At 70.4% G+C, this 15,806-nt stretch carries 14 protein-coding genes and 1 pseudogene; 14 read left to right on the top strand and 1 reads right to left on the bottom strand.

Annotated features, from left to right (window positions below):
• The first annotated feature begins 30 nt into the window (after nucleotides 1-30).
• The 6 genes from KUA19_RS17700 (at nucleotide 31) to KUA19_RS17675 (ending at nucleotide 5,198) form a co-directional block, all read left to right on the top strand.
• Complete coding sequence (locus KUA19_RS17700; RefSeq protein WP_217397110.1) at nucleotides 31-648, top strand: PadR family transcriptional regulator; 618 nt, start codon at nucleotides 31-33, stop codon at nucleotides 646-648.
• Nucleotides 645-1,835: a cyclic dehypoxanthinyl futalosine synthase gene (gene mqnC, locus KUA19_RS17695; RefSeq protein ID WP_217397109.1), complete on the top strand. Its 1,191-nt coding sequence runs from the start codon at nucleotides 645-647 to the stop codon at nucleotides 1,833-1,835. Before KUA19_RS17700 ends, mqnC begins: the two co-directional genes overlap by 4 nt.
• A 73-nt stretch (nucleotides 1,836-1,908) precedes the next feature.
• Nucleotides 1,909-2,742, top strand: a complete 834-nt coding sequence (locus tag KUA19_RS17690) for a hypothetical protein (RefSeq protein ID WP_217397108.1) — start codon at nucleotides 1,909-1,911, stop codon at nucleotides 2,740-2,742.
• 63 nt (nucleotides 2,743-2,805) lie between these two features.
• Nucleotides 2,806-3,591, top strand: a complete 786-nt coding sequence (locus KUA19_RS17685) for a hypothetical protein (RefSeq protein WP_217397107.1) — start codon at nucleotides 2,806-2,808, stop codon at nucleotides 3,589-3,591.
• Between the two features lie 67 nt (nucleotides 3,592-3,658).
• On the top strand, nucleotides 3,659-4,423 hold the full coding sequence (locus tag KUA19_RS17680; RefSeq protein ID WP_217397106.1) for a hypothetical protein: 765 nt from the start codon (nucleotides 3,659-3,661) through the stop codon (nucleotides 4,421-4,423).
• Between the two features lie 82 nt (nucleotides 4,424-4,505).
• Nucleotides 4,506-5,198, top strand: coding sequence for a demethylmenaquinone methyltransferase (locus tag KUA19_RS17675; protein ID WP_217397105.1), 693 nt, complete (start codon nucleotides 4,506-4,508; stop codon nucleotides 5,196-5,198).
• A gap of 481 nt (nucleotides 5,199-5,679) precedes the next feature.
• On the opposite strand, the gene KUA19_RS17670 is transcribed toward KUA19_RS17675, so the two are convergent.
• Nucleotides 5,680-6,702, bottom strand: a complete 1,023-nt coding sequence (locus KUA19_RS17670) for an LPXTG cell wall anchor domain-containing protein (RefSeq protein ID WP_217397104.1) — start codon at nucleotides 6,700-6,702, stop codon at nucleotides 5,680-5,682.
• Nucleotides 6,703-6,964: 262 nt separating this feature from the next.
• Between KUA19_RS17670 and KUA19_RS17665 the strand changes: the two genes are divergently transcribed.
• The 8 genes and pseudogenes from KUA19_RS17665 (at nucleotide 6,965) to KUA19_RS17630 (ending at nucleotide 15,795) form a co-directional block, all read left to right on the top strand.
• Nucleotides 6,965-8,236: a geranylgeranyl reductase family protein gene (locus KUA19_RS17665; RefSeq protein WP_217397103.1), complete on the top strand. Its 1,272-nt coding sequence runs from the start codon at nucleotides 6,965-6,967 to the stop codon at nucleotides 8,234-8,236.
• Between the two features lie 81 nt (nucleotides 8,237-8,317).
• On the top strand, nucleotides 8,318-8,683 hold the full coding sequence (locus KUA19_RS17660; protein ID WP_217397102.1) for an NADH-quinone oxidoreductase subunit A: 366 nt from the start codon (nucleotides 8,318-8,320) through the stop codon (nucleotides 8,681-8,683).
• A 1-nt stretch (nucleotide 8,684) separates the two neighbouring features.
• Nucleotides 8,685-9,335, top strand: coding sequence for a NuoB/complex I 20 kDa subunit family protein (locus KUA19_RS17655; protein ID WP_217397101.1), 651 nt, complete (start codon nucleotides 8,685-8,687; stop codon nucleotides 9,333-9,335).
• On the top strand, nucleotides 9,332-9,967 hold the full coding sequence (locus tag KUA19_RS17650; protein WP_217397100.1) for an NADH-quinone oxidoreductase subunit C: 636 nt from the start codon (nucleotides 9,332-9,334) through the stop codon (nucleotides 9,965-9,967). Before KUA19_RS17655 ends, KUA19_RS17650 begins: the two co-directional genes overlap by 4 nt.
• Nucleotides 9,964-11,295, top strand: coding sequence for an NADH-quinone oxidoreductase subunit D (locus tag KUA19_RS17645; protein ID WP_217397099.1), 1,332 nt, complete (start codon nucleotides 9,964-9,966; stop codon nucleotides 11,293-11,295). Before KUA19_RS17650 ends, KUA19_RS17645 begins: the two co-directional genes overlap by 4 nt.
• A pseudogene (gene nuoE, locus KUA19_RS17640) lies at nucleotides 11,292-11,978 on the top strand (NADH-quinone oxidoreductase subunit NuoE); the annotation flags it as partial. The gene KUA19_RS17645 and the pseudogene nuoE, both read left to right, overlap by 4 nt.
• 26 nt (nucleotides 11,979-12,004) lie before the next feature.
• Nucleotides 12,005-13,321, top strand: a complete 1,317-nt coding sequence (nuoF, locus tag KUA19_RS17635) for an NADH-quinone oxidoreductase subunit NuoF (protein WP_217397097.1) — start codon at nucleotides 12,005-12,007, stop codon at nucleotides 13,319-13,321.
• On the top strand, nucleotides 13,321-15,795 hold the full coding sequence (locus tag KUA19_RS17630; protein WP_217397096.1) for an NADH-quinone oxidoreductase subunit G: 2,475 nt from the start codon (nucleotides 13,321-13,323) through the stop codon (nucleotides 15,793-15,795). Before nuoF ends, KUA19_RS17630 begins: the two co-directional genes overlap by 1 nt.
• Nucleotides 15,796-15,806: the final 11 nt, after the last annotated feature.

Raw genomic sequence — 15,806 nt, 5'->3', positions numbered from 1 at the left:
ATGTCAGAAGTTACATAGTGAGGAGACGCGATGCGGGCGCGCGACGGTGACGATTCGGCATCGGTGTCCGGTTCGGCGCTCGGCTACGCCCTGCTCTCGCTGCTCACCCGGGGTCCGGCCACCGGCTACCAGCTGACCCAGCGGATGAAGTCCCCCATCGGCCACTTCTGGACCGCCCGGCACAGCCAGATCTACCCGGAGCTGGCCCGGCTGGCCGCCGCGGGCTGGGTCGAGGTGGTCGAGGGCAGTGGCCCCGGGCCCCGCACGAAGAAGACCTACACGCTGACCCCGAGCGGGCTGGCCGCCCTGCGAGAGTGGCTGGTAAGGCCGCCGGTGGTGGCCCCGCGCAGCGAAACCGTGCTCAAGGCGTACGCGGCCAACAGTGCCGACCCGGTGGCCATGGCCGACCTGTACGGCGGCGTCGCCGCCCGCCAGCGCGACCTGCTCGGCGAGTGGGAGCGGGAGGCGGCCATGCTGCGAGACGCAGGTCACGACCATCCGGGCCATCCCGGGTTCGGCAACTACGCGGTGCTGCTCATGGGGATCGAATCGGCCCGTACCACGGCGGCCTGGGCGGACTGGCTCGTGACCTGCCTGCGGACCGGCCGTGCCGTGGACTTCGGCGACCCGATACCCTCGGGGACGTGACTGCGAACCGGGAGATCGACAGCATCGTGCAGCGGGCCGCCGACGGCGGCCGCATCAGCGCCGAGGAGGCGCTGCTGCTCTACACCGAGGCACCGTTCCACGCGCTCGGGGAGGCGGCTGACGCGGTGCGGCGGCGGCGCTACCCGGACGGCATCGTCACGTACCTGATCGACCGCAACATCAACTACACCAACGTCTGTGTCACCGCGTGCAAGTTCTGCGCCTTCTACCGGGCGCCCAAGCACGCCGAGGGCTGGACCCACGACACCGCGGAGATCCTGCGCCGCTGCGGCGAGGCGGTCGAGCTCGGCGCGACCCAGGTGATGCTCCAGGGCGGCCACCACCCCGAGTACGGCGTGGAGTACTACGAGAACCTGTTCTCGTCGGTCAAGCAGGCGTACCCGGACCTGATGATCCACTCGATCGGGCCCAGCGAGATCCTGCACATGGCGAAGGTCTCCGGTGTGTCGATCGAGGACGCCGTCATCCGGATCAAGGCCGCGGGTCTGGACTCGATCGCGGGCGCCGGTGCCGAGATGCTGCCCGATCGGCCCCGCAAGGCGATCGCCCCGCTCAAGGAGTCCGGCGCGCGCTGGCTTGAGGTCATGGAGGTCGCGCACCGCCACGGCGTCGAGTCGACGGCCACCATGATGATGGGCACCGGCGAGACCAACGCCGAGCGCATCGAGCACCTGACGATGATCCGCGACGTGCAGGACCGCACCGGCGGTTTCCGCGCCTTCATTCCGTGGACGTACCAGCCGGAGAACAACCACCTCAAGGGCCGCACCCAGGCGACCACCCTGGAATACCTGCGCCTGATCGCGGTGGCCCGCCTGTTCTTCGACAACGTCAACCACCTGCAGGCCTCCTGGCTCACCACGGGCAAGGACGTGGGCCAGCTCGCGCTGCACATGGGCGTGGACGACCTCGGCTCGATCATGCTGGAGGAGAACGTCATCTCCTCGGCGGGCGCCAAGCACCGGTCCAACCTGGTCGACCTGGTGCAGCTCATCCGCACCGCCGGGCGCATTCCCGCCCAGCGCGACACGCTCTACCGCCACCTCAACGTGCACTGGACCCCGGCCGACGACCCGACCGACGAGCGCATCACCTCGCACTTCTCGTCGATCGCGATCCCGGGCGGCGGCGTCGGCAAGACCCTGCCGCTGGTCGAGGCACGCTAGCCGGGTCCGCGTTCGCCAAGATCCGCCCGATCGGCCCATCCGCCGGTCGGGCGGTGTTGCCTATGGTCCACGGGTGCGTAGACGGGGAACGCTTCAGGCCGCGCGGGGCGCGGCCGTCCTGCTGTCGATGGCGGCACTGCTGCTGGGGTCCGGGGCGCCGTCCTGGGCCGACGGGACGGCGGACCTGGCGCTGGGGTCGCGCGCGGTCACCGGTGTCGCGATCGGCGAGACCGTGACCATTCCGTTGACCCTCTACAACTTCGGGCCGGACTCGGAGACGTCACGGTCGGGCATGCTGGAGGTCCAGGCGCCGCCGGGGACTTACATCGTGCGCAGTTCGGTTCAGCCCATCTCGCCACCGTGCGAGTTCAGCGAGTCCGATACGAGAATGTCGTGCCGCCTGTACCCGCTGGAGCAGTGGAAAGGCGTCACCGCCGGATCGAGCCGGATGGGCTGGATCGATTTCAGGGCGACTGCCGAGATCGGCCCGGACACCAAGGGCTGGGCCGAGGTGTCGTGCACCTGCGATCCGTACGCCGGGAACAACAGGGTCGACCTCGTGCTGAACGGCGGGAGCCCGAGGCCGCCGAGGCCGGGTCCGACGGCGTCTCCGTCGGCGAAACCGTCGGTGTCGGTCCAGTCGTCGGCATCGCCGCGACCGTCGCGCGCCGCGTCTGCCCGCGCTTCGAGCGCGGCCGCGTCGCCGACCGATCCGAGCGAGGTGCAGCCGACCGAGTCGATGCCGGAGCCCTCGTCCGACCCGATCACCGGAGTCGACGTGCCCACTGCCGCGCCGGCCTCGTCGGGGCCGGATCTGGTCCTGCTGGCCGGGATCGGCATCGTGGTGCTCGCATTGGCGGGGCTCGGCGGTGCGGTGTACGTCTGGCGCCGTGACCGAACGGAGTAGCGGTCGGCCGTTGTGACCGATCAGCCCATTTTCCGGTGGGTTGCCGCTGTTTATCGTCCACGCGTGCGTGAACGGGGAACGTCTCTGGCGGCGCGGGCCGCGACCGTGCTGCTGTCGGCGACCGTGCTGGTGCTCGGGGCGGCACTGCCGTCCTGGGCCGCGAGCAAGGCGGACCTTGCCCTGCGGTCGTACGCGGTGCGTGAGGTGAAGCTCGGCGACACGGTCACCATGCGGCTGGGCCTGGTCGACTACGGCCCGGACGCCCCGACGTCGAGCGCCCGGCTGAGCCTGCAGGCCCCGCGCGGCACACGCCTCGTCCCCGCATCGGTGAACTCCGGCGACGGTGGCTGCCAGTTCTACTCCCAGAACACCAGGGCAGTGTGCACGCTGAGCCGGTTGGGGCAGTGGAAGGACGTGCAGCCCGGCGGTCCCATGGTGTGGGGCACCATCCAGTTGACGGTCGTCGGCAAGATCGGCTCTGTCGGGTCTGCCTCGGTGAGCTGCACCTGCGATCCATACTCGCGCAACAACCGGACCGCCCTGGTGCTCAACGGCAACAACCCGCCCGCACCCAAGCCAGGTCCGCAGACCTCCCCCACCGCCGCCAGGTCGCCCTCGCCCTCGGCCTCGCCCAGCGTGGCACCGAGCGAGCCCATCCCGGCCGTGCCGACCGAGGCCACGGTGACGGCCACGGACGGATCCACGCCGCCGGACGAGGACGACTCCGGCGTCGACCTGCTGTTCGTGATCGGCGGCGTGGCGGTGGCGCTGGCGCTGGCGGGGCTCGGTTTCGCGGTCTACCTGTGGCGCAACAGCGACGACGAGGAAGGCGACGGGGACGACGAGTAGCCGGTCCCGGCGGGTATCGGTCGATCAGCCCATGTCCCGGGCAGCGACGGTTGCCTATGGTCCACTGGTGATCAAGTGGGGATGGGCGGCGGTGCTCGGGTCGTCGGCCGCGATGCTGCTGCCGGTGCTCCCGGCGTACGCCACGGGAGGTTCGGATCTGGCCGTGGGCGCGCGACCGGCCGTCGGCAAGGTCAACAGCGTGGTCGCGCTGGAGGTGTCGATCGCGAACCTGGGCCCGGAGCAGCTCGGCACGGCCACCAGGGTCCGGTTCGACTACACGGCTCCGCCCGGCACCCGCTTCGTGGGCGGCTTCGAGGACGTGGACTGCAATCTGCGCGAGGACTCCACCACGGCCGAGTGCTACACGGTCGGGCCGTGGACCGGGGTCAAGCCGGACGGCACCCCGCTGTGGCGGGCCGTCCAGGTGCGGATCGACGGCCCGGTCACCGGCCGGGGGTCGCTGAAGGTGACCTGCTCCTGCGACCCGAACCGGGCGAACGACCAGGTGCCGCTGCTCGTCAACGACCCCGGTCCGGCGGCGTCGTCCACCCCGCTGTCGTCCCCGGTCCCGACCACCTCGGCGCCCGCTCGTTCGAGCACGCAACCCGCCGCCTCGGCGGCACCCACGTCGGCGCCGTCGAGCGACGCCACGCCGGAGTCCGCGCCCGTCGGTCCGGCCGCCCCGGTGGCGACCGGACCGTCAGCCGATCCGGGCCTCGGCAGCGCGAGCCGTACGCTGATCATCATCGTTCTGGTCGCGGTGCTGGTGGGGCTGATCGTGTTGGCCGTCGCCGTGTACCTGCTGCGGCGCGGCACCGAGGAAGGCAGCTGAGCCCACGGTCGCCGAAGTGTCGTGGCGGACGTCTGGGTGAGCCGGCTGCCGAGGCGTCGCGACGGTTTGGCAGAGTGACGCCATGACGCGCGCAGACCTGGACAAAGAGCCGAACGAGATCGCCGCGATGTTCGACGGCGTGGCCGAGAAGTACGACAAGACGAACTCGGTGCTGTCGTTCGGCCAGGACAAGTCGTGGCGGCGCGCCACCCGGTCCGCCCTGGACCTCAAGCCGGGCGAGAAGGTGCTCGACCTCGGCGCGGGCACCGGCGTCTCGACCGAGGAGCTGGCCCGTTCGGGAGCGTACGTAGTGGGCGCCGACCTGTCACTGGGCATGCTGCGGGTGGGCAGGCGCACCCGGCCGCACGTGCCGCTGGCGGCAGCCGACGCGCTGGCGCTGCCCTTCGCCGACGAGACCTTCGACGCGGTCACCATCTCGTTCGCGATCCGCAACGTGGCCAACACCCCGGCGGCGCTGCGCGAGCTGGCCCGGGTCACCAAGCCCGGCGGCCGCCTGGTCATCTGCGAGTTCTCGCACCCCACCAACGGCGCCTTCCGCACCGTGTACCTGCAGTACCTGATGCGTTCGCTGCCCGCGGTGGCGCGCAAGGTGGCCAGCAACCCCGACGCGTACGTGTATCTGGCCGAGTCGATCCGGGCCTGGCCCGACCAGCGCGAGTTCGCCGCCATCATCGGCGAGAACAACTGGTCCCAGGTGAAGTGGCGCAACCTCACGGGTGGTGTCGTCGCGCTGCACCGCGCCACCCGCCCCTGACACCCCGCCCCGCTTCCGCCACGCCGCGTCGCGCCCGGTCCGCGCCCACGCCCCACGCCCCCCACGCCCTGCGCCGCGCCGCGCACCACGCACCGCGCGTCGCGTCGTGCGTCGCGTCGTGCAGTTTCGGGGAAACTGCGCGAATCATGAGCGGAATTCGTGCACTTTCCCCGAAACTGCACCCTGCCTCACCCCCGCGGCCCACGATCGGGGTATGGGGTACGAGGAGAGTGCGGTGATCGGGCCGCTGGGCGGGGGTTTCGGGGAAGCCCCTGTTCGCGTGGCGGATCTGGAGGCGGCCGCACGCCGCCGAGCTGCGGCGAGGCGGGCGGCACGGGCCGCGCACGAGCCGTCGCCGCCACCCGACCCCGAGCCGCCGCAGCCCACCGACACGTAAAGAAGGGCACCTTCTTCTCGTGGTACGGAGAAGAAGGTGCCCTTCTATGCCTCAATCAGTCGACGTCGACTGACGGCGGGCCGGTCAGGCGCGGCGACGGCGGCCGAGCAGGACCAGCATGGCGCCGCCCAGGACGACCGCGGCTCCGGCGCCCGCGACCGTGACGGCGCTGAAACCGGTCTTCGGCAGGTCGCCGCCGGTTCCGCTGTTGCCGTCATCCGCGACCGGTCCGGTGGAGGTGGAGGCAGTGGCGGTGCCCGTGGCCGAGGGCGACGACGTCGCGGACGTCGACGGGCTCGCGGACGCGGTGGTGCTCTTGCTCGGCGTCGCCGACGGCTTGGCGCTGGCCGTCACTGTCGGGCTGGCACTGGCACTGGCGCTCGAGCTGGGGCTGGAGCTCGAGCTGGGGCTCGGGCCGGCGGTACGGCTGGGGCTCGGGCTGGCGCCGGCGGTCGGCGTGGCCGACGCCGTGGGGCGTGGGCTGGCCGACGCGGTGGGCGTCGGGGTGGGCGTTGCCTTGGCAGGACGGACCGCGACCTCGTCGTAGTTGTTGTCCGGGTTGTCGTCCGCCTGGTCGACGCTCTCGTACGCCCAGTCGTCGGCGAAGGCGAAGACGAAGTTCTCCGCGTTCTCGGTCAGCTTGACGGTGACCTTCCGGGTGGCCGTGGCCCCGGCCTTGAGCGAGGCCAGTTCGCAGTCGAAATAGACGTCCGGCTCGGCGACCTCCTGGGTGGCGGTGGCCGTGGCGGGCAGGTCGTCGAGGTCGAACTTGACACACTCGGCGGGCTTGGTGACGACCTCGACGCCGGGCGTGGTCAGGAACCCGTAGTACGGCTCCTTGGCGTCAGCCGTGCCCCGGTTGGCGATGGTCAGCGTGAGCTCGGCGGTCTTGCCGACCTGGATCTCGGCCGGGTGCGGGCTCGCGGTCAGCGCGATGTCGCGCGACGTCGCGGCGGCGGCCGCGGCACCGCTGCCGGCCTCGGCGGCCGGGGTCGGCGTGGGCTCGGCGAAGCCGGCGTTGGTGAGGCCGAACACCGCCGCGGCCAGTGGGGTGATGGCGACGGCGCCGAGGCGCAGGGCACGGCGGTGCCCGGGGGTGACGTGCACGGAACGCTCCAGAGGGGGGTGGGCTGCGAGCACGAAGAGTAATGCATGCAGGTCAGGAACCATTTAATAGGGGTGGATGTGGATTTTCGAAGTTCGGGGGTGCCCGGATATATCGGAAATAGCTGCGCCCCCGTCTCCACCAGCCACTTAGGGTCACCTAACCACTAGGGGATCTCGGCGCGGTTCTAGACTGCACGCCGGACTGGCTTGTGAAGACTTTCACGAGCCCGGAACGAGCGTTAAGGCCGAGGTGGAGGTGAGCATGACACCGACCGATGTCGATGCGGATGTGATCGTCGTAGGTGCCGGTCCGGGGGGCTCCGCCGCCGCATACCACCTTGCCAAACACGGTGCGAAGGTCCTGCTGCTGGAGAAGACCGAGTTCCCTCGGGAGAAGGTCTGCGGCGACGGACTCACCCCGCGCGCGGTCAAGCAGCTGATCGACATGGGCGTCGACGTCAGCCCCGAAGCGGGCTGGCTGCACAACAAGGGCCTGCGCGTGATCGGCGGCGGTGTCCGGCTGGAGCTGGACTGGCCCGAGCTCGCGAGCTTCCCGAACTTCGGCCTGGTGCGCACCCGGATGGACTTCGACGACATGCTCGCCAAGCGTGCCGTCGCGGCCGGTGCCGACCTGCGGACCGGCCACAACGTCACCGGCCCGGTGCTCGACGCCGAGGGCCGCGTGGTGGGCGTCGAGGTGAAGACGTCCTCCGGCGTGCAGACTCTGCGCGCGCACCTGGTGGTCGGCGCCGACGGCGTCTCCGGTCGGCTGCCGCTCGCGCTGGGCATCGCCAAGCGCGAGGACCGGCCGATGGGCGTGGCGGTGCGCCGCTACTACCACTGCCCGGCCAAGGCGAACGACGACTACCTGGAGTCGTGGCTGGAGCTGCGCAGCCGGGAGGCGGGCAGCGCGCAGCTGCCCGGGTACGGCTGGATCTTCGGTCTCGGTGACGGCCGGGTCAACGTGGGCCTGGGCGTGCTCAACTCGTCCAAGGCCTACCAGCAGACCAACTACCGCACCATGCTCACCGACTGGCTGGCCGCGACCCCCGAGGAGTGGGGCCTGAACGACGAGGCCAATGCCGACGGCAAGATCCTGGGCGCGGCGCTGCCGATGGGCTTCAACCGCGTTCCGCACTACACCCGCGGCCTGGTGCTGGTGGGTGACTCCGGCGGCATGGTCAACCCCTTCAACGGCGAGGGCATCGCGTACGCGATGGAGTCGGGCCAGCTGGCGGCCGAGGTGATCATCCAGGCGCTGGCGCGCCCGGCCGGTCAGGCCCGGGAGTTGGCGCTGCACGCGTACGGCACCGAGCTCAGGCGGCGGCTGGGCGGCTATTACCGCATCGGCGGGATCTTCGTGAAGATGATCGGAAATCCCCAGGTCATGAAGGTCGCCACCAAGCACGGCATGCCGCACCCGACGCTGATGCGGTTCGTGCTGAAGCTGCTGGCGAACCTGACCGATCCGCGCGGTGGCGACGCGATGGACCGCATCATCAATGCCCTGTCCCGCGTGGCACCCGCTGTGTAGCGGAACGCCGCGCGAGGATCTTACGAGTACCGCAAGCAGGCGAAACAGGCCGGCTTAAACCAGAGGAAGGGACGCAGGCAAGTGTCGCTCTCCGCGTACGTGCCGATTGTGGGGCTCTTCGCGCTCGCCGGTGCCTTCGGGCTCTTCTCGGTGGCGGCAGCACCCTTCATCGGACCCCGTCGCTTCAACAAGGCGAAGCTGGACGCCTATGAATGCGGCATCGAGCCGACCCCTCAGCCGGTCGGCGGCGGACGCTTCCCGGTCAAGTTCTACCTGACCGCGATGCTCTTCATCGTCTTCGACATTGAGATCATCTTCCTTTACCCGTGGGCCGTCAGCTTCAACATGCTGGGCGTCTTCGGCTTCGTGGAGATGCTCCTGTTCATCGGCACGGTGTTCGTCGCGTACGCCTATGTGTGGCGTCGCGGCGGCCTGGATTGGGACTGACATGGGACTCGAAGAGAAGCTCCCGAGCGGGGTGCTGCTCACCACCGTCCAGGGGCTCGTCAACTGGACTCGCAAGGCCAGCTTCTGGCCGGCCACCTTCGGCCTGGCCTGCTGCGCCATCGAGATGATGGCCACCGGTGCGGCCCGGTTCGACTCGGGCCGCTTCGGCATGGAGGTCTTCCGGGCCTCGCCCCGCCAGGCCGACCTGATGATCGTGGCCGGCCGGGTCAGCCAGAAGATGGCCCCGGTGCTGCGCCAGATCTACGACCAGATGCCCGAGCCCAAGTGGGTGCTCTCGATGGGTGTCTGCGCGTCCTCCGGCGGCATGTTCAACAACTACGCGATCGTGCAGGGCGTCGACCACGTCGTGCCCGTCGACATGTACCTGCCCGGCTGCCCGCCGCGGCCGGAGATGCTGCTCGACGCGATCCTCAAGCTGCACGACAAGATCCTGGCCGAGCCGCTCGGCGCCGGTGGGCGCAAGATGCTGGCCGCCAAGGAGGCCCGCGAGGGCAAGCCGGTCGTCGCGCCGGGCGCCATGCCCTCCAGCTACCGGTACAACAAGCAGCTGCGCCACGAGTGGGAGCAGGCTGCCGCCGAGGGCCGCGAGGAGCAGCTGCGCATCGAGAAGTGGATGGAGCGCAACCGATGACTCAACCTGAAGGCCTCTTCGGGGTCTCCGGCTCCGGTGACACGTCCGGCTTCGGCGGCCTGGTCCGCAAGCGGCCGGTGGTGCTGGAGGCGCAGCGTCCGCTGGGTGGCGACTTCGACGAGATCGTCGACGCGCTGGAGGAGGCGTACCCGGAGTTCGGGGACGCGATCGAGCGGATCGTGATCGACCGGGGCGAGCTGACCCTGCACATCGTCCCGGCGAAGATCGCCGAGGTGTGCCGGGTGCTGCGCGACGACGCGTCGCTGCGCTACGAGCTGTGCTCCTCGGTGTCGGGCGTCGACTACATCAGCGAGGAGCGCCGCCTGCACGTGGTGTACCAGCTGACCTCGATGACGTACCGCCGCCGCCTGCGCCTGGAGTGCGCGGTCACCGTCGCCGACCCGCACCTGCCCAGCGTCACCGAGGTCTACCCGACCGCGGACTGGCAGGAGCGCGAGGCGTACGACATGTTCGGCGTCATCTTCGACGGCCACCCCAACCTGACCCGGATTCTGATGCCGGACGACTGGGACGGCCACCCGCAGCGCAAGGACTACCCGCTGGGCGGGGTCCCGATCGAGTACAAGGGCGCCGAGATCCCGCCGCCCGACGCGCGGAGGTCATACCGATGAGCAGCAGCAACGCTGGTTACGCGCAGGAGCGCGAGACGACCGAGGGCAAGGTCTTCACCGTCACCGGTGGCGACTGGGACTCCATCGTCTCGGGCCACGACCCGCTGCACGACGAGCGCATCGTCGTCAACATGGGTCCGCAGCACCCGTCCACGCACGGCGTGCTCCGGCTGGTGCTGGAGATGGAGGGCGAGACGGTCACCGAGGCCCGGACCGTCGTCGGCTACCTGCACACCGGTATCGAGAAGAACATCGAGTACCGCACCTGGTCGCAGGGTCCGACGTTCGTGACCCGGATGGACTACCTCGCCCCGATCTTCAACGAGACGGCGTACTGCCTCGCGGTGGAGAAGCTGCTGGGCATCGAGGACCAGATCACCGAGCGGGCGACCACCATCCGCGTGCTGATGATGGAGCTCAACCGGATCTCCTCCCACCTGGTGTGGCTGGCGACGACCGGTATGGAGCTCGGCGCGCTCTCGATGATGATCTACGGCTTCCGTGAGCGTGAGTTCATCCTCGACATCTTCGAAATGATCACCGGTCTGCGCATGAACATGGCGTACGTCCGGCCCGGCGGCGTGTCGCAGGACGTGCCCCCGGAGGCGGTCAAGAAGATCCGCGAGTTCCTGGGCTTCATGCCCAAGCGGATCAAGGAGTACGAGGACCTGCTCTCCGGTCAGCCGATCTGGACCGCCCGCACCAAGGGCGTGGCCGTGCTCGACGTCACCGGCTGCGTGGCGCTCGGCATCACCGGCCCGGTGCTGCGCAGCTCGGGCCTGGCCTGGGACCTGCGCAAGACCATGCCGTACTGCGGGTACGAGACGTACGAGTTCGACGTGCCGACGCAGCCCGACGGCGACGTGTGGGCCCGCTACCTGGTCCGCCTGGCCGAGATGCGCGAGTCGCTGAAGCTCGTCGAGCAGGCGCTGGACCGGCTCAAGCCCGGCCCGGTGATGGTCGAGGACCGCAAGATCGCCTGGCCGGCGCAGCTGGCCGTGGGCAACGACGGCCTGGGCAACTCGCTGGAGCACGTCGCGCACATCATGGGTCAGTCGATGGAGTCGCTGATCCACCACTTCAAGCTGGTCACCGAGGGCTTCCGGGTCCCCGCCGGCCAGGTGTACGTGCCGATCGAGGCACCGCGCGGCGAACTGGGCGCGCACGTGGTCTCCGACGGCGGCACCCGGCCCTTCCGGGTGCACTTCCGGGAGCCGAGCTTCGTCAACCTCCAGGCCATCCCCGCGATGGCCGAGGGTGGCCTGCTGGCCGATGTGATCGCGGGCGGGGCCAGCCTCGACCCGGTGATGGGTGGGTGTGACCGATGACAGCGCCGAAGACGGACGTCTTCACTGACGAGACCCTGGAGCGTGCTCGCGAGATCATCGCGCGCTACCCCGAGGGCAAGCAGCGTTCGGCGCTGCTGCCGATGCTGCACCTGATGCAGTCGGTCGAGGGCTACGTGTCGCCGAACGGCGTGGCGTTCTGCGCCGAGCAGCTGGGCCTGACCAAGGCCCAGGTCGGCGCGGTGGCGACGTTCTACACCATGTACAAGCGCCGCCCCACCGGTGACTACCTGGTCAGTGTCTGCACCAACACCATGTGCAACGTGCTCGGCGGCCAGGCCGTCTACGACGAGCTGTCGCAGGCACTGGGCGTCGGCCACGACGAGACCACCGAGGACGGCAAGATCACGCTGGAGCACGCCGAGTGCCTGGCGGCGTGCGACTACGGCCCGGTGCTCACCGTCAACTACGACTTCTTCGACGGGGTCACCCCGGAGAGCGCGCTGGAGCTGGCCGCGGGCCTCAAGTCGGGCAAGCGCCCGATGCCGACCCGCGGCGCCCGGCTGTGCACCCTCAAGGAGATGTCGCTGCAGCTGGCGGGCTTCGCCGACGAGCGCGAAGGCGCGGTCGCCGACGGCCCGGCGGGCGACGCCACCCTGCGCGGCCTGCGGCTGGCGCAGGAGCACGGGATCAGCCCGGCCGGTTTCGACATCAACACGCCCATCCCGACTCCCTCGAAGGAGGCGGCGAAGTGACCACCCCGAGCAAGTCCGTACTCGAGAAGCTCACGCCCGTCCTCACCAAGCGCTGGCTGTCGCCGGACGCGTGGCGCCTGGACGTGTACGAGCGCCTCGACGGCTACGCGGCCCTGCGCAAGGCCCTGGCCGTGCACCCGGACGACCTGATCGCCCTGATCAAGGACTCCGGCCTGCGCGGTCGCGGCGGCGCGGGCTTCCCCACCGGTCTGAAGTGGGGCTTCATCCCGCAGAACGACGGCAAGCCGCACTACCTGGTCGTCAACGCCGACGAGGGTGAGCCGGGCACCTGCAAGGACCTGCCGCTGATGACGCACGACCCGCACTCGCTGGTCGAGGGCGTCATCATCGCGTCGTACGCGATCCGCGCCAACCGCGCCTACATCTACATCCGCGGCGAGGCGGTGCACGCCGCGCGGCGGCTGCGCCACGCGGTGCAGGAGGCGTACAAGGCGGGTTACCTGGGCAAGAACATCCTCGGCACCGGGTACGACCTGGACCTGGTCGTCCACTCCGGCGCGGGTGCCTACATCTGCGGCGAGGAGACGGCGCTGCTGGACTCGCTGGAGGGCTTCCGCGGCCAGCCCCGGCTGCGCCCGCCGTTCCCGGCGACGCACGGCCTCTACGCCAGCCCGACCGTGGTGAACAACGTCGGCACCATCGCCAGCGTGCCGTACATCGTGCTCGGTGGCGCGGCCTGGTGGAAGACGATGGGCACGGAGAAGTCGTCCGGTCCGATGATCTACTCGCTGTCCGGCCGGATCAAGAACCCGGGCCAGTACGAGTGCTCGATGGGCATCACCCTGCGCGAGCTGATCGAGCTCGCCGGAGGCATGCAGGACGGTCACCAGCTGCGGTTCTGGACTCCGGGTGGGTCTTCGACGCCGCTGCTGGCCGCCGAGCACATCGACACGGCGATGGACTTCGAGTCCGTCGCGGCGGCCGGTTCCATCCTCGGCACCACGGCGACGCAGATCTTCAGCGACCAGGACTGCCCGGTCTACGCGACCTACCGGTGGCTGGAGTTCTACCACCACGAGTCGTGCGGCAAGTGCACCCCGTGCCGTGAGGGCAACTACTGGATGGTCCGGGTCTACCGGCGGATCCTGTCCGGCGAGGGGACCTTCGAGGACCTCGACACGCTGCTGGACACCGCGGGCAACATCCTGGGCCGTTCGTTCTGCGGTCTCGGTGACGGCGCCACCAGCTCGGTGACCTCGTCGCTGCAGTACTTCAAGCAGGACTACCTCGACTACATCGAAGGCCGTACGGCGCCGAAGCTCAGCGCCGCCGCCCTGGCGGGAGCACACTGATGAGCCAGGAAGTACAGAAGCACACCGACACGGTGAAGCTGACCATCGACGGGATCGAGGTGGTCGCGCCCAAGGGCGAGCTGGTCATCCGGACCGCCGAGCGGCTCGGCATCGACATCCCGCGGTTCTGCGACCACCCGCTGCTGGCCCCGGCCGGCGCCTGCCGCCAGTGCCTGGTGGACGTCGAGGGCCAGCGCAAGCCGGTCGCCTCCTGCACCCAGACCGTCGCCGACGGCATGGTGGTGCGTACGCAGCTCACCTCCGAGGTCGCCCGCAAGGCGCAGGAGGGTGTGATGGAGCTGCTGCTCATCAACCACCCGCTCGACTGCCCCATGTGCGACAAGGGCGGCGAGTGCCCGCTGCAGAACCAGGCGATGCAGGTCGGCCGCCCGGAGTCGCGCTTCCACGAGCACAAGCGCGAGTACGAGAAGCCGATCAACATCTCCTCGCAGGTGCTGCTGGACCGCGAGCGCTGCGTGCTCTGCCAGCGCTGCACCCGGTTCTCCGAGGAGATCGCGGGCGACAAGTTCATCGACCTGATGGACCGGTCCTCGGCCGAGCAGATCGGCATCTACCGCGACGCGGCCTTCGGTCACCCGCGCGACCACAGCACGATCGACGAGATGGCCTACGACCAGGAGGAGCCGGAGTCGGGCGACGTGCCCTTCAACTCCTACTTCTCCGGCAATACGATCCAGATCTGCCCCGTCGGGGCTCTTACCAGCGAGCAGTACCGCTTCCGCGCCCGGCCGTTCGACCTGGTGTCGAGCCCGAGCGTGTGCGAGCACTGCTCGTCGGGCTGCGCCCAGCGCACCGACCACCGTCGCGGCAAGGTGCTGCGCCGCCTGGCCGGGGCCGACCCGCAGGTCAACGAGGAGTGGAACTGTGACAAGGGCCGGTGGGGCTTCCGCTACGCCACCGCCTTCGACCGGCTCACCACCCCGCTGGTGCGCGACGCCGAGACCGGTGAGCTGCGCGAGGCGTCCTGGACCGAGGCGCTGAGCGTCGCGGCCGAGGGCCTGCGCGTGGCGCGCGACGGCGCGTACGGCGTCGGCGTGCTGACCGGTGGTCGCCTGACCGTCGAGGACGCCTACGCGTACGCCAAGTTCACCCGCGTGGTGCTGGGCAGCAACGACATCGACTTCCGGGCCCGGCCGCTGAGCGCCGAGGAGGCCGACTTCCTGGCCTCGTCGGTGGTGGGCGAGACCCGGGTGACCTACGCCGACCTGGAGCAGGCCAAGCACGTGGTGCTGGTCGGCTTCGAGCCGGAGGAGGAGAGCCCGATCGTCCTGCTCCGCCTGCGCAAGACGGCGGCGAAGAGCAAGCTCAAGGTCACCTCGGTGGCGCCGTTCCTGACCCGGGGCGCGGAGAAGGCCGGCGCCTCGCTGGTCGAGTGCGTGCCCGGGGCGGAACCGGCGGTGCTGGGCAACCTCGAGGGCGTCGACCCGAACACCGTGATCCTGGTCGGCGAGCGGCTGGCCACCGTGCGTGGCGGCTTCTCGGCCGCGGCGGCGCTGGCCGCGCGGACCGGCGCGAAGCTGGCCTGGGTGCCGCGTCGTGCCGGTGACCGGGGCGCCGTGGACGCGGGCTGCCTGCCCAACCTGCTGCCGGGCGGCCGCCCGGTCGGCGACGCCGCCGCGCGGGCCGAACTGGCTGGTGCCTGGGGCGTGGCCGCGGGCGTCGTCTCCAGCAAGCCCGGCCGGGACACCGACGCGATCCTGGCCGCCGCCGCGGCGGGCAAGCTGGGCGCGCTGGTCGTGGCGGGCGTGGACCCGTCGGACCTGGCCGACCCGAGGACCGCCGACGAGGCGCTGGACAAGGTCGGCTTCCTGGTCTCGCTGGAGCAGCGGATGAGCAGCGTCAGCCGCAAGGCCGACGTGGTCTTCCCGGTCGCCGTCGACGCGGAGAAGTCCGGCTCGTACGTCAACTGGGAGGGCCGCCTGCGCACGTTCGAGCAGGCGCTGGAGACCCCGAACACCGGGGCCAAGCTGACCGACGGCCGGGTGCTCGACGCCCTGGCGTCCCAGCTCGGCGTGACCCTGGGCGTCGGCGACGTCCTCGCCGTACGCCGCGAGCTGGGCAGCCTGCCCGCGACCGCGGCGCCGCGCCCGGCGGCTCCGGCCGAGGTGGGTGCGGCGGGCCCGTCGCTCAAGGACGGCGAGGCCATCCTGGCGACCTGGGCGCAGCTCATCGACCTGGGCAGCATGACCGACGGCGACGAGGTGCTGGCCGGCACCGCCCGCCCGCCGGTGGTGCGCCTGTCCAAGGCCCGCGCCGCCGCGCTGGGCGTCGCCGACGGCGACCCGGTGACGGTCGGGACCGCGCGGGGTGCGATCACCCTGCCGGCCGCACTCACCGAGATCTCCGACGACGTCGTCTGGCTGCCGACCAATTCGCCGGGCTCCACCCTGCGGCGCACGCTTGGCGTGTCCGCCGGCGCGGTGGTGACCGTGAGCGGAGGAACCAAGAAATGATCCTCTCCTTT

This window comes from Catellatospora tritici, from assembly GCF_019083965.1.
Lineage (GTDB): Bacteria > Actinomycetota > Actinomycetes > Mycobacteriales > Micromonosporaceae > Catellatospora > Catellatospora tritici.
Note: the sequence above shows the minus strand (reverse complement) of the source record. Positions and strands in the feature narration are given on the sequence as shown.

Bases quoted from the DNA above. Each gene is read 5' to 3' on its own strand.
- KUA19_RS17700 (WP_217397110.1), top strand. From the start codon at position 31: ATGCGGGCGCGCGACGGTGACGATTCGGCATCGGTGTCCGGTTCGGCG.
- KUA19_RS17675 (WP_217397105.1), top strand. From the start codon at position 4,506: ATGACGCGCGCAGACCTGGACAAAGAGCCGAACGAGATCGCCGCGATG.
- KUA19_RS17665 (WP_217397103.1), top strand. From the start codon at position 6,965: ATGACACCGACCGATGTCGATGCGGATGTGATCGTCGTAGGTGCCGGT.
- KUA19_RS17655 (WP_217397101.1), top strand. From the start codon at position 8,685: ATGGGACTCGAAGAGAAGCTCCCGAGCGGGGTGCTGCTCACCACCGTC.
- KUA19_RS17650 (WP_217397100.1), top strand. From the start codon at position 9,332: ATGACTCAACCTGAAGGCCTCTTCGGGGTCTCCGGCTCCGGTGACACG.
- KUA19_RS17645 (WP_217397099.1), top strand. From the start codon at position 9,964: ATGAGCAGCAGCAACGCTGGTTACGCGCAGGAGCGCGAGACGACCGAG.
- KUA19_RS17630 (WP_217397096.1), top strand. From the start codon at position 13,321: ATGAGCCAGGAAGTACAGAAGCACACCGACACGGTGAAGCTGACCATC.